13 protein-coding genes are annotated in these 13032 nt (G+C 71.2%); 7 read left to right on the top strand and 6 right to left on the bottom strand.

What is annotated here, in order from left to right:
- Positions 1 to 28: 28 nt before the first annotated feature.
- Positions 29 to 427: a MerR family transcriptional regulator gene (locus tag ACFWN2_RS01700; protein ID WP_089924898.1), complete on the bottom strand. Its 399-nt coding sequence runs from the start codon at positions 425 to 427 to the stop codon at positions 29 to 31.
- A 134-nt stretch (positions 428 to 561) separates the two neighbouring features.
- Here ACFWN2_RS01700 and ACFWN2_RS01705 point away from each other — a divergent pair, with 134 nt between their 5' ends.
- The 4 genes from ACFWN2_RS01705 (at position 562) to ACFWN2_RS01720 (ending at position 4372) form a co-directional block, all read left to right on the top strand.
- Positions 562 to 1860, top strand: a complete 1299-nt coding sequence (locus ACFWN2_RS01705; protein ID WP_382424176.1) for a hemolysin family protein — start codon at positions 562 to 564, stop codon at positions 1858 to 1860.
- Complete coding sequence (locus tag ACFWN2_RS01710; RefSeq protein WP_382424177.1) at positions 1857 to 2906, top strand: hemolysin family protein; 1050 nt, start codon at positions 1857 to 1859, stop codon at positions 2904 to 2906. Before ACFWN2_RS01705 ends, ACFWN2_RS01710 begins: the two co-directional genes overlap by 4 nt.
- Positions 2907 to 2932: 26 nt before the next feature.
- Entirely contained in the window at positions 2933 to 3997 is a 1065-nt protein-coding gene (locus tag ACFWN2_RS01715; protein ID WP_382424178.1) for a sporulation protein, read from the top strand.
- 87 nt (positions 3998 to 4084) lie between these two features.
- Entirely contained in the window at positions 4085 to 4372 is a 288-nt protein-coding gene (locus tag ACFWN2_RS01720) for a DUF3040 domain-containing protein (RefSeq protein ID WP_382424179.1), read from the top strand.
- An 18-nt stretch (positions 4373 to 4390) separates the two neighbouring features.
- Here the strand turns inward: ACFWN2_RS01720 and ACFWN2_RS01725 are convergent, their stop codons facing one another.
- Together ACFWN2_RS01725 and ACFWN2_RS01730 are read right to left on the bottom strand one after the other, a co-directional pair.
- Positions 4391 to 4783: a hypothetical protein gene (locus tag ACFWN2_RS01725; RefSeq protein ID WP_382424180.1), complete on the bottom strand. Its 393-nt coding sequence runs from the start codon at positions 4781 to 4783 to the stop codon at positions 4391 to 4393.
- Positions 4784 to 4805: 22 nt separating this feature from the next.
- Complete coding sequence (locus ACFWN2_RS01730) at positions 4806 to 5879, bottom strand: alcohol dehydrogenase catalytic domain-containing protein (RefSeq protein WP_382424181.1); 1074 nt, start codon at positions 5877 to 5879, stop codon at positions 4806 to 4808.
- Between the two features lie 92 nt (positions 5880 to 5971).
- Here ACFWN2_RS01730 and ACFWN2_RS01735 point away from each other — a divergent pair, with 92 nt between their 5' ends.
- Positions 5972 to 6868, top strand: a complete 897-nt coding sequence (locus tag ACFWN2_RS01735) for a LysR family transcriptional regulator (protein ID WP_382424182.1) — start codon at positions 5972 to 5974, stop codon at positions 6866 to 6868.
- Here ACFWN2_RS01735 and ACFWN2_RS01740 read toward each other — a convergent pair.
- On the bottom strand, positions 6859 to 8088 hold the full coding sequence (locus ACFWN2_RS01740; RefSeq protein ID WP_382424183.1) for an MFS transporter: 1230 nt from the start codon (positions 8086 to 8088) through the stop codon (positions 6859 to 6861). The genes ACFWN2_RS01735 and ACFWN2_RS01740 overlap by 10 nt on opposite strands.
- Positions 8089 to 8160: 72 nt before the next feature.
- Positions 8161 to 9834 carry a hypothetical protein gene (locus ACFWN2_RS01745; RefSeq protein ID WP_382424184.1) on the bottom strand — a complete coding sequence of 558 codons (1674 nt, stop codon included), beginning with the start codon at positions 9832 to 9834 and terminating at the stop codon, positions 8161 to 8163.
- 159 nt (positions 9835 to 9993) lie between these two features.
- Here ACFWN2_RS01745 and ACFWN2_RS01750 point away from each other — a divergent pair, with 159 nt between their 5' ends.
- On the top strand, positions 9994 to 11364 hold the full coding sequence (locus ACFWN2_RS01750; protein ID WP_382424185.1) for a serine hydrolase: 1371 nt from the start codon (positions 9994 to 9996) through the stop codon (positions 11362 to 11364).
- Between the two features lie 4 nt (positions 11365 to 11368).
- On the opposite strand, the gene ACFWN2_RS01755 is transcribed toward ACFWN2_RS01750, so the two are convergent.
- A complete protein-coding gene (locus tag ACFWN2_RS01755; RefSeq protein ID WP_382424186.1) occupies positions 11369 to 11836 on the bottom strand; it encodes a MarR family winged helix-turn-helix transcriptional regulator in 468 nt (155 codons plus the stop codon).
- Positions 11837 to 11898: 62 nt separating this feature from the next.
- Here ACFWN2_RS01755 and ACFWN2_RS01760 point away from each other — a divergent pair, with 62 nt between their 5' ends.
- A complete protein-coding gene (locus tag ACFWN2_RS01760) occupies positions 11899 to 12957 on the top strand; it encodes an amidohydrolase family protein (protein ID WP_382424187.1) in 1059 nt (352 codons plus the stop codon).
- Positions 12958 to 13032 lie beyond the last annotated feature (75 nt).

Raw genomic sequence — 13032 nt, forward strand, 5'->3', positions numbered from 1 at the left:
TCGCTCAGCAGAGGCAACGACATCACGGCTAGGGCAGCAGCGTGTCCGGCGGGATCTGCAGGGCGATCGTGATCAACGAGTGCACGCGCGTCGCGATCACCGCGAGCAGGCCCTGCATCTCGGGGGCCGCGCCGTCCGCCGCCGTCTGGAGGGTCTGCAGGTCGACGTCGATGCGGTCCAGGATGGCCGCGACGTCGGCCTGGCGGGCCGTCAGCGCCGTGGAGATCTCGTCCAGGGGAACTCCGTGGACTTCCAGACGTTGGACCAGGTGGATCCTGTCGATGTCGGCGGGGGAGTAGAGGCGGTAGTTGGACGCGGTGCGCTGGGCAGGGCTGATCAGCCCTAACGTCGTGTAGTAGTCGACGGTGCGGATGCTGACGCCGGCTCGCGCGGCGAGTTCACCGATCTTGAGCAGAGCTTCGCTCACGTGCACCTCCTCTTCAGCAACCATACAGTGCCACGTGCTACTGTTGGAAACATGCCTGATGAAGCCGACGTAGACGGCTGCAGTAGTACGCCGGGGCGAGCCCGGCGAATCGTTCCGAGTGCCGCGGGTGCGGCATGTTGATCTTCTCCGGCCTGCTGGCGATCGTGGCGCTGACCGCCGCCACCGGCTACTTCGTCGCCCAGGAGTTCGCCTACATGGCGGTCGACCGCGGTCGGCTGCAGCAGATGAGCGAGGCGGGTGACAAGGCCGCCGACCGCGCTCTGCGGGTGACGCAGAAGCTGTCGTTCATGCTCTCCGGTGCCCAGTTCGGGATCACCGTCACCGCGCTGCTGGTCGGTTACGTCGCCGAACCGCTGCTCGGCACGGGCCTCGTGAACCTGCTCGGGCTGCCCGAGTCGTTCGGCGTGCCGCTGGCCATGGCCGCAGCGCTGATCTTCGCGACGATCGTGCAGATGGTGCTGGGCGAGCTGCTGCCCAAGAACCTCGCGATCGCCAAGCCGGAGGCCCTCGCGAAGTGGCTGAGCTCGTCGACGCTGGTCTACCTCAAGATCGCCGGTCCGGTGATCCGCCTGTTCGACGCGACCGCCAACAGGCTGCTGCGCTCGATCGGCATCGAGCCCGTGGAGGAGCTTCCCCAGGGCGCGACGCCGGAGGACCTCAAGCAGATCGTCGGCGACGCGGGGGACCAGGGGCACCTGGACCCGGAGCTGGCCCAGCTGCTCGACCGCGGTCTCGACTTCCGCGAGCTCGTGGCGGAGCAGGCCATGACGCCCCGCGTGAACGTGCACTCGGTGCGGTTCGACGAACCGGCGTCCCGCGTGGTCGAGCTGCTCGACACCGGCCACTCCCGGTTCCCCGTCGTCGGCAGGGACGTCGACGACATCCAGGGCGTCGTGGGGCTGGCCGAGGTGCTGACCCTCACGCCGGAGCAACGCCCGGTCACGCCGATCGGCGAGATCGCCTCGACCGCGCTGGTCGTGCCCGCGACGCTGCCGCTGCCCGCCGTGCTGGAGCGCCTGCGCACCGAACGGCGCCAGCTGGCGTGCGTGCTGGACGAGTTCGGCGGGTTCGCCGGGATCGTCTCGCTGGAGGACCTGGCGGAGGAGCTCGTCGGGGAGATCCACGACGAGGACGACCTGGTCGAGGACGCGATCGAACGCGTCGACGACTCCCGCTGGCAGGTGCCAGGCCGGATGCGGCTCGACGAGATCGAGGACGCGACCGGCGTGGAACTGCCCGAGGACGACGCGTACGACACCGTCTCCGGCCTCCTGCTGCACCGGCTCGGCCGGACCGCCGAGGTGGGAGACGAGATCGAGGTCGGCGACGTGAGCCTGCTCGTGGGCGCGGTGACGCGCAACGTGCCGGACACCGTCGTGCTGACCGTGCGGATGCGGGAGGAAGCCCGATGAGCATCGGAACGGCACTCGGGATCTCCGTGGTCCTATTGGCGCTCAATGCCTTCTTCGTGGCGGCCGAGTTCGCGTTGATCGCGGCCAAGCGGCACCGCCTGGAGCAGGACGCGGAGACCTCACGTGCGGCCCGCGCGGCCGTGGCGGGTGTGCGCGAGCTGTCGCTGATGCTCGCCGGCGCCCAGCTCGGCATCACGCTGTGCACGCTGGGGCTCGGCGCGCTGGCCAAGCCGGCGGTCGCGGACCTGTTCGACCCGCTGCTGCAGCTGCTCGGCCTGCCGGAGGCGTTCGCCTACGGCATCGCGTTCACGCTCAGCCTCGTGCTGGTGGTGTTCCTGCACATGGTCGTCGGCGAGATGGCGCCGAAGTCCTGGGCGATCTCCCACCCGGAGAAGTCGGCTCTGCTGCTGGCCCTGCCGTTCCGGGCGTTCGCGCACTCGGTCCGCTGGATCCTCAGCGGCCTGAACTCGACGACGAACGGCCTGCTGCGCCTGATGAAGGTCGAGCCGCAGGACGAGCTCGCGCAGGCGCACCGGCCGGACGACCTGCGCATGCTCGTGCGCCAGTCCGGTGAGCACGGCCTGATTCCCGAGGGACAGCAACGGTTGCTGACCCGCATGCTCCAGGTGCAGAAGACGACGGTGCGCGAGGTCATGGTGGCCATCGAGGAGGTCTCGACGGTCACCGAGGACACCACCGCGCGGGAGATCGAGCAGAGCAGCCTCCACTGTGGACGTTCGCGCTTCCCGGTCAGGAACGAGGGCGGCGAGTTCGTCGGCCTGGTGCACATCCGCGAGGCGATGCGCGCCACCGCCGCGGGCAACGACCCGCAGGCACGGGAACTCATGGCCCCGGTGCTGACGTTGCCCGACTCGATGCCCGTCGCCGCCGCCGTCACCGCGATGAAGGCGGACAGGGCGCAGCTCGCGCTCGTGTCCGGCGACGAGGGCGTGGTCGGCATCGCGGCACTGGAAGACCTGCTCGAAGAGCTCATCGGCGACTTCGACGACGAGACCGACGCGCCGCGCGTTGCGGTGCGGAACTGACAACCCCAGTCCCCGCAGGAGGAGACTTGTTCAAGCGGATGCTCGGCGCATTTGGTGTCGGCGGACCGTCCGTCGACACCGTGCTCGACTCACCGCACGCCGCCCCCGGCCAGCTCGTCACCGGGCAGGTGCGGATCCAGGGCGGCAGTGCGGACGCCGAGATCGGCCAGGTCGTGCTCTCGCTCGTCACACGTGTCGAGGTGGAGCACGGCGACCACGAGTACGGCGGTGTCTCGGAGTTCTTCCGGATGGTCGTGCAGCAGGGCGTGCGCGTGCCCGCCGGACAGCTGCAGGCGATCCCGTTCCAGCTGCCGATCCCGTGGGAGACCCCGATCACCGCGGTCGGCGGCGGCCAGCTGCCCGGCATGACCGTGGGCGTGCGGACCGAGCTCGTGATCGCGGGCGCCCCGGACAAGGGCGACCTCGACCCGGTCCTGATCCACCCGCTGCCGTCGCAGGACGCCGTGCTGAACGCGTTCGGGCAGCTCGGCTTCCAGTTCCGCAGCGCGGACGTCGAGGCCGGCCGCCTGCACGGCGTTCCGCAGGAGCTCGGCTTCTACCAGGAGATCGAGTTCTTCCCGCCGGCGCAGTTCGGCGGGGCGGTGAGCCAGGTCGAGCTGACGTTCGTCGCCAGCCCGCACGAGCTGTACGTGATCCTCGAAGCGGACAAGCGCGGCGGCATGTTCTCCTCGGGCGGTGACGCGTTCGGTCACTTCCGCGTCTCGCACCAGGAGGCGCAGGGCACCGACTGGGCGTCGGCCATCAACGGCTGGCTCGCCCAGGTCGCGCAGCGCGGCCACGCGAACCCGGCGTTCGGCGGCGGCCACAACCCGGCGTTCGGCGGCGGGCACGGCGGCGGCTACAACCCGGCGTTCGGCCAGCCCGGCTACGGTGGTCACCAGCAGCACGGTTACGGCGGTCACCACGGCTACGACCAGCACGGACACCACGGCCACCGCAGCGGTCCCGGCATCGGCGGCATGGTCGCCGCGGGCGCGGCGGGCGTGGTCGGCGGCATGGTCGTCGGCGAGGTCCTGGAAGAGGTCTTCGAGGACGACGGCGGCGACGACTTCGCCTTCGGCGAGGAATGATCTGACCGTTCCGGTCCCGGCGCCCTTGATGGGCGCCGGGACTGGAGCGATAGTGGAGACGGAGCACGGCAGACCTGGAGGTCCGCGATGGCGCTGGCAGACCACGAGAAGCGTGAGCTCGAGGAGATCGAGCAGCGCTTGTTCGCCGAAGACCCGAAGTTCGCGGCCAAGCTCACCAGGCCGTCCGTGCTGGCGTTCCTGTCCGGCCGGACCATGCGCCTGCTCGGCGGTCTCCTCGTCTACCTGTGCGGCCTGCTGGTCGTGATCGCCGGGGTGACGTGGTCGTCCGTCCCGGTGGTGGCGCTCGGCGCCGTGGTGTGCGCGGGCGTGTTCGCGGGCCTGCTGTTCCTGGCTTGGCGCTCACACCGGGACTGACCGGCCGGCGCCGGCGCGTCAGGTGCTGATGTCGACGACGATGCCGGTGTGCCCGTCGGGCACGACGTCACCGCCGCCCTCGACGAACTCCGTCCCCGCGGGGAACGCGGTCACTTCGACGCGCGGCAGGTCGTCCGTGCGCTCGAAGATCGCTCCGGGGCCGCACCTGTGCGGCACCGGCGTCGGCAGCGGGTAGCCCGCGGCCACCACCGCGTCCAGCTGCCCCGGGAACACGTCGTTGATCGGCCCCTTCCGGACCGTCACGATCGCGCGGCTCGGCGACGGTTGCGGGCCCCGGCCGCCGTAGCGCCGTTCCCTGATGACCTCGCCCTGCCTCGCCCCGATCAGGTCGGCCAGCCGTGCGGTGCGGCGATGCGCACGCGTCGCTCCGAAGAACCCTTTGGCCCCCATCGCGTCCCCCTCGGTCCACCTGTCATTGGACCACGAGAACCGTGCGCTCGAACGCCCCGCCGTGCGCCGCCGCGTGGGCGACCGCCTCGTTGACCTGGTCGAGCCCGAACCGCGTGATCCGCTCCGGCGAGAGGTCCAGCGCACCGGTCGCCACGAGCCGGATCATGCCGACGTTCGCCGTGCGGGGGAACATCCACTGGCCGCGCACGGTCACCGAGTTGCGCATGATCCAGGGGTACGGCAGGGCGAGGTCGGGGCCGCCGAGCATGCCGACGCCGCCCATCAGCACGACCCGCCCGTACTCGCGCACCGTCATCGCCGCCGCGCGGGCCGCCGAGCTGGGTGCCTCGGGCGGCAGGAGGTCGAGCACCAGGTCGACGGGACCGGCCGCGGCCATGGCTGCGCGGTCGGTGTCCTCGTCGCCGGTGAGCTCGACCGGGGTCACCCGTGCGCCGAACCGGTCGACCAGCAGGTCGAGGACCTTCCGGTTGCGTCCCGGGGTCACCACGTGGCCCGCGCCCATGGCGAGCGCGACGGCCACCGCGCTGCTGCCCAGGTTGCCGGTGGCGCCGCTGATCAGCACCGTCTCGCCGGCGGCGAGCTGACCGGCCAGCAGTCCGCCGTACGGGATGGTGTGCACGGCCAGCGCGGACCAGCGGGCGAGGTCGGTCGTTCCGGCGGGCAGGCGGTAGGCGTTCTCGGTCGGGATTCGCATGAGCTCGGCGAACGGGCCGTCGTGCAGGTGGCGGGCCAGCCGTGCGCCGCCCTCGCCGCGGGAGCTCCAGCCCTGCAACGTGATGTCGGGGGTCAGGGCGTCGTCGCGGGCGCGCACCGTCGAGTCGCACCAGACCAGGTCGCCCTTCTGCAGCCTGGTCGCGTCCGGTCCGACGTGGAGCACGCGGCCGATGCCTCCGACGCCCGGCACGACCGGTGGTTCGAGCGGGTAGCGCCGTTCGCCGCTGAACACCTCGTCCGCGTACGGCGGCACGCAGGTCGCCAGGACCTCGACCAGAACCTCGCCGGTGCCGGGCGTCGGATCGGGAACGTCGTGCACCACAAGGGGAGTGCCGAACGCTGTCAATGTGGCTGCTCGCATGGGAAAGCCTTTCTGGGAGTCCTCCGCCACGCTAGGTGCGGCCGGGGCATGCGGGAAGCGAGGATCGAGCATCTCTGGTATGCCTGGTCGGCATGGACCTGTCGAGCACGAACCTGCGGGTGCTCTGCCAGATCGCCGAGTCGGGCAGCTTCACCGCGGCCGCCGCACAGCTGGGTTACACGCAGTCCGCCGTGTCACGGCAGGCGATCGCCCTCGAACGCAGCGCCGGGGTCACGTTGTTCGAACGGCGGACCGACGGCGTGCGGCTCACCGAGGCCGGACTGACGCTGCTCCGCCACGCGCGCACGATCCTGGAGTCGGTCGACGCGGCCGGGCGCGACCTGACCGGTGAGGCGCCCCGCACGGAGCAGGTGCGGCTGGGACTGGTCCCCAGCGCCGGACCGGTGGTCCTGCCCGCCGTGCTGGCCCGACTTGCCAGGACGGCGCCCCAGGTCCAGGTGATCACCCGCGAAGGAACCACGCCCGGCCTCGGCCGCGCGTTGCGCAGCGGTGCGATCGACGTCGCCGTGCTCACCTCCCGTCCGCCGCACCGGCCGCCGGACGGGGAGTCGCCTCGCCTGCACGTCACGACCGTCGAGGACACCGAACTCGTCGTGGCGGCACCGGCCACCGGCGTGTTCGCGGGCCGCACGTCCGTGCACGTCGACGAGTTGGCCGCGGTGCCCTGGATCGCCAGTCCGTCGTCGAGCGCGGAACCGCTGCTCGGCGTCTGGCCGGGCCTGGGCCGGGCTCGTGTGGTCCACAGCGCGCGGGACTGGCTGACGAAGCTGCACCTGGTCGCGGGCGGGTTCGGGGTCACGACGATTCCGGTGCGCTTCTCGGCGGTCGTTCCTCCGGGGGTGATGGCGCTGCGGGTCGAGGGCGCGCCACCCGAGATCCGCCGGGTCCTCGTGGCCCGCCTGCCCGGAGCCGTCACGCCACCGGTCGCGGCGGTCGTCGAGGCGATCACCTCGACCGGTCAGTCGTGATGCGCCTTCAACGCCCGCGGCAGGAAGATCGCCACCAGCAGGGTGCACAGCATGCCGCCGCCACCCGCGATGATCAGCGTGGTGGGCGCGGAGGTGGCGTCGAGCAGCAGACCGCCGCCGACGTACGAGAACGCCGCGGCGAACCCGATGGTGCCGTACAGGTTGCCGAACACGCGGCCGAGCATCGCGGGCGGCACCATCCGTTGCAGCAGCGTGCTGGAGCCGACGTCCATGCCCGCGATGCCCAGGCCGCGGATCGCCTGCACGGTGAACGCGGCCGTGACGGCCCAGGCGAACCCGGTCAGGAAGTTGCCCGCGCTGCTCACGAGGAACCCGCCGATCAGCAGCACGACCACGGACGCCTTCGAGGCGTAGCGGGTGAGCAGCGCGTACCCGATCAGCAGGCCGATGCCGACGGCACCGAGCAGCAGACCGACGGACGAGTCACCGGACCGCAGGGTCTCCTTGGCCAGCAGCACGAGTGCCACGTCGTCCACGCCGTTGAACGCCACCACCGCGCAGAACCCGAGGGTGATGATCCGGATCGCCCTGGTCCTCGCGATGTAGCCCAGCCCTGACCTCGCCTGCTCCAGCAGGGTGGCGTCGTCGCGGCCGGGGTCCGGCACCGGGGGCATCGAACGCACCGTCGTGAGCACCAGCGCGGACAGGAAGAACGACGCGGCGTCCACGACCAGCACGCCCTGCACGCCGAGGAACGGCAGCAGCGCGGCCGCGATCAGCGGGCCGACGGCCTCGGCGGTGTTCGCTCCGAAGCCGATCACGGAGTTCGCGGTCTCCAGGTGCGCGCCCGGCACCATCGCGGGCACCGCGGCACGGGACGCCGGCATGAAGATCTGGCCCGCGATCGCGCGCACCGCCACCAGCGTCAGCAGCAGTGGCAACGGCGGCAGTGACAACGCGATGAGCAGCACCAGCGCGCCCTGCGCGACGTCACAGGCGATCATCACCCTCTTCAGGTCGAACCGGTCGGCGATCGCGCCGGTGAGCGGCGCGATCAGCGACGGCACGAAGTCGCCCGCCAGCAGCAACAACGCCACCGCGATGGCCTGCCCTGTCGAGTTGGCCACGTGGAGCATCAACGCGACCATGCTCAGCGAGTCGCCCGCGTACGACACGGTTCGTGCGGTGAACAGGGCGCGGAGCGGACCGTTGGTCCGCAGCATGCGCCAAGCGCCCGTGGTGGTCTCGCTGGTCGACATCTGCTCCACATCCGGTCCCTGAACCCAGACCCTATCGAGGGGGTCCACCGGATTTCGGCCCGTCGACGGCCGCTAGTCGGCTTCCTGCCACTCGGCGAGACGAGCGGCGCGGACGTCCTCCGGCAGCACCTCCGCCAGTTCGCGCAGCAGCGGCAACGGAACCGTGGAGTACTCCGGGAAGTGGTGGTAAGGCTTGATCATGGGGTGGAAGCGCGCCGGCAGCCCGCCCGATCGGGCCAGCGCGGTCAGCGCGGTGGCGATGCGCTGGCCGGGTACCCGGAACGCCAGGTCGTAGCCGTCCACTTCGGACACCGTCGGCAACCAGCCGTCGAGGAACGCCTCCGCCTGCGGGCGGTGGCCGGCGAGGGCGTCAGCGAAGACGGAGCACAGCGCGAGTGTCACGGCGGCCTCGCGCCGGTCGCCCTGGAAGTGGCGCGTGGTCAGGCTGATCGACTCCTCCGCGCTGTCCGGCCGCCGGGAGCTGAACACCTCGCCCAGCGCGTCCCACGCGTCCACCTCGGCCAGGGCGGCGAGTGCGGACTTCTCGTCGTTCCGGGCGAGCAGGGCGTCTTCGAGCACGAACCACAGCAGGCCGCGGGAGGTGCGCCGGTTCAGCTCGCCGGTCGAGGTGCCGAGCAACCGGTGGGCCGCGTCGAGTGTTCCCGGGACGTCGACCCACAGGTAGTCGGCGTCCGCGCCCGTGATGGTGCCCGGTGAGGAGCGCAGCGCGGTCTCCAGGGTGGTGCGCTGGGCCGCCGTCAGCTCCTCCGGTGACAACGGGCGGTAGCGCTCGGCGCTGGGACGGAACTGCCGTGCCATCCGTTCGAGCAGCCGGGAGTGCAGGTTCGGCCGGCCGTTGCCGGGCGCGGTGAGCAGTCCGTCGTCGTCGGTGCCGAAGGTCCACGCCGCGGCGGCGAGGTCGGCGAGGTCGCCCGTCCACACGTCGTGCACCGGGTACTCGCCCTGCGCGAGGTGGTGGAGCAACGCCAGCGAGTCGTCGTCGGCGAATCCTGAGTAGACGAGGCACGCCGCGGCGGCGGCCCGCACGTGGAGCGACGGGCTGGTCGCCATCAGATCCCGCGCCGCGGCAACGTGATCCACCCGCGCGTCGGTGCGCCGTGCGACTCCGGGGGCGACCCCGTTGTCCCGTGCGGCGAGGAAGCCGTGGGCCAGGCACAGGCCCGCGGTCGCGTCCGAGGTGAGGGCCGGCAGTTCCTCCGGTTCGCGGCTCAGGAGCACCAGCAGTCGCAACGCCTCGTCGTCGCCGGTGCGGGCCCACATCGCCTCGACGTCGGCGGCGAACTCCGCGACGGCTCCGGCGTACTCGCTCGTGGCCCTGCGGACGTCGTCGGGCCTCGTCACGAAGTGCGTCTCGCCGACCGCGATCCTGGCCAGGAACATCAGCGCCATCGTGTTGTTCCGGCGGACCAGCCCGGCCAGGAACGGGATCGCGGCCTCGGACGCGGTGTAGACCGAACCCTGGTGCGTGGTGGCCGCGTACAGGCCGTACACGCCGAAGTTCCGGTCGCCGGCGTCGTCGCTCGTGAGCGCCTCGATGAACAACGGCGTCTCGTGAGCCGTGTCGTAGGCGTCTTCGAGGGCGGCCCAGTCCACGTCGTGCAGTCCAGCGGGAGGCGCGGTGGTGCCGCGCAACGGCGGCCGCTCCTCGCCGTCCTCGTCCTCGGACTCGAACTCCGGCGGGTCGAAGGCGGGCAGATCATCAGCGTTGAACACGGTCGTTCCCACCAGGTCTAGGAGAGTGGATCGACGCTAGCAAAGCACGCGTGACCGACAGTCACGCATTAGCACTATTGCTTCAGTGTTGACCAAACTCAATCTCACCTGATCCGGCGGTTTGAGCTCACCTCACGAGATCGCGAACCGCACCGGAGAACCCCTCAGGGCATGAGCGGGGCTGGGAAGAAGTGGATCGGCGTGCTGTGCGCGGTGGTGGCCGCCTCCGCGACTCCGGCGGCGGGTGCGGAGGTGCCGCCGGCGGAGCGTCTGCGCGAGGCGGTCGTGGCGCAGAACTTCAAGGACGTCCTCGACCTGAGCCCGCCGGATGCGCCCGCGTTGGAACAGCGCGAGGATCCCTCGCCCGCCGAGCTGGTGAACCGCGCCCGGTCACGCGCCGAGGGGAAACCGCTGCACCAGACGCCGAACCTGGACGTGGCGGTCATCGGGCTCGACCCCGCCGGCCGGCCGACGACGGTGGCGAACGTGCTGCTCAGCCCCCAGCACCCGAACGGCGTGGTCGTGCCGATCGCCATCCCGGGGTTGTCGACCACGCAGGTCCGCTACCGCTGGTGGAACGACCGCGAGTGGGACGTCGGCGGCGGTGTGGGCACGCGAGACGTGCTGCCCGGCAGGGAGAACGCGCCGATCGACTTCACCTCGCCCTACCCGGCGTCGGTCCTCAAGCTGCTGGTGGGCTTCGGCGTGTTGAGGCTGGCGGATCGGGGTCTGGTCGACCTCGACGCCGACTACGCCTACGAGCCGAACCCGGCGCGTGAGGTGTGCGGCGGGGCGTCGGTGAAGAAGGTCCGGCAGCTCTTCGACGAGATGATCACGAAGTCGCAGAACGAGTCCACGTGCGCGCTGGTCAAGCTGCTGCACGATCGCAACGCGGTGGACCACCTCAACCAGACGTTCGCCGATCTCGGCCTGCCGACGCTGATGCTCACCGGGACCCTCCCCGGCAACGGCGGCAGCTGGGGAGGCGCGAACATGAGCGGCCTCGACACCGCGAAGCTCCTGCTGCTGATCAACGGCGGCGCGGACGTGCTGTGGACGACGGACCAGGGCAAACCGGTCACCGCGGGAGAGCTCTCGCCCGCGTCGCGGACGTTCTTCCTGGAGACGCTGGCGGGGCAGGGGCACAACGAGATGCTGTCCACGTCGAACTGGTGCGGCCGCGACTACCCCGTGCAGGGCATCCCGCAGCAGGTGCCGTCGCGGTGGGTCGAGCCGGACGGCACCGTGACGGTCGGCGGCGCGGTCTACGACCGGGACGTGCGGCCGTGCAACGAGGGCGCGGAGGTGACGTTCGCGCACAAGACGGGCTGGACGAACACGTCCGGTTCGGACGCCGGCATCGTGAAGTCGTTGCCCGGCAGGGACAAGCGGGACTACATCGTCGTCGTGTTCGGCAACCTCGGCATGGACTACGCCGACCCCGTCCGTCCGGCCGATCCGCCCGGCGTGTTCCCGGTCCTGTACACGCAGAAGTACGCGCAGCTCGGCAAGGCGATCGACGCCGTCATGAAAGCCCCGTGAGCGGTCACCACGGCAGGTCGCGGTGCACGGGTGCGTCCTCGTCGAGGTCGACGAGGACGCGGTGGAGGTGCTGGGCCGCCGTGTCGAGCACGGACTCGTCGACGGTGCCGAGGGCGTGGGCGATCGCCTCGCTGACGGCCGTTCCCGTCTCGCGCGCGATGGCCGTGCCCTGCTCGGTGAGGCGCACGATGCTGCTCCGCGCGTCGGTGGCGTTCGTCTCGCGGGTGATGTGCCCGTCGGCCTGGAGCCTGCGCAGGATGTTGCTCAGGCCGCCGGTGGTCAGCAGCAGCTGAGAGGACAGCTCCTGGGGCCGTGCGTCGCCGTTCGCGGCCAGCGCTCCGAGCACGTCGAGCTCGCCGCGGGACAGCCCGTGCTTCTTGAGCACGTCGACGATCACGCGCTCCAGCAACGTCTGGAGCCGCACGGCGTGCTGGGCGAGTGAGAGCGAGGACAGCTCGCGGGGCGACGGCATGGGGGAAGCCTACCCGACTGCTTTTGTGATAGCTTTCGCTAAAGGTAAATCGAGGAGGGGTCATGACGACGGCGATCGAGAACGTGCGGGTGTTCGACGGCACGGCGGTGAGCGCGCCGCGGCGGGTGGTGTTCGGGGAGACGGTGTCGGGTGACGGCGCCGGCACCGTGGTCGACGGCGAGGGCAAGGTGCTGCTGCCGGGGCTGATCGACGCCCACGTGCACGTCGTGCGCGGCCGGACCGAACTGGAGGATTTCGCCCGCGCCGGGGTGACGACGGTGCTGGACATGGCCGCGTGGCCGATCGCGTTCGTCGACGAGATGCGGAGGCAGAAGGGCGTGGCGCAGGTGCTGAGCGCCACGATCCCGGCCGTCGGACCGGGTGGTCACCAAGCCCGGATGCCGGGCTTCCCGGCGGAGGGGATCGTGACGACTCCAGGGGAGGCGCGGGCGTTCGTGGCACGGCGCGTCGCCGACGGGGCCGACTACCTGAAGATCGTCACGGAGGCGGCGCCGCCGGAGGGCATGGACCAGGCGACCGTGAACGCGCTCGTCGAGGCCGCGCACGAGCACGGGCTCCTCGTCGTCGCGCACTCAGTGACCACGGGCGCGTTCCGCATCGCGGTGCAGGCCGGTGCGGACGTCAGCACGCATGCGCCGCTCGACGCCGTGCTCGACGACGACACGATCGCCCGGATGCGGGAGATCGGGATGGTGTCGGTGCCGACGCTCACGATGATGGAGGGCAGCGCGAAGGCGTTCGCGGGGGCCGGGTTCCGCTACGAGCACGCGCGGGACACGGTGACGAAGTTCCGCGACGCCGGGATCCGGGTGCTGGCGGGGACGGACGCGAACTCGACACCGGGTGCGCCGTTCGCGCCTAAGCACGGCGAGTCCCTGCACCACGAGCTCGGGCTGCTGGTCGCCGCGGGGCTCACCCCGGTCGAGGCGCTGGCGGGAGCGACGTCGCTGGCCGCGCGGACGTTCGGCCTCGGCGACCGCGGGGTGATCGCGGAGGGGATGCGCGCGGACCTCGTGCTGGTCGACGGCGACCCGTCGGCGGACGTCACGGCCACGCGGAACGTCGCCGCCGTCTGGGTCGCGGGAGAGCGCGTCCGCTGAGCCGCGCCGTGTGAAACCCGTTGGCCTCAACGGGTTCACACTGTCAGGTGAACGATTTGATCTTCGCACCCGCTG

It is taken from the genome of Lentzea sp. NPDC058436 (assembly GCF_042721515.1).
In the GTDB taxonomy this organism is placed as follows: Bacteria; Actinomycetota; Actinomycetes; order Mycobacteriales; family Pseudonocardiaceae; genus Lentzea.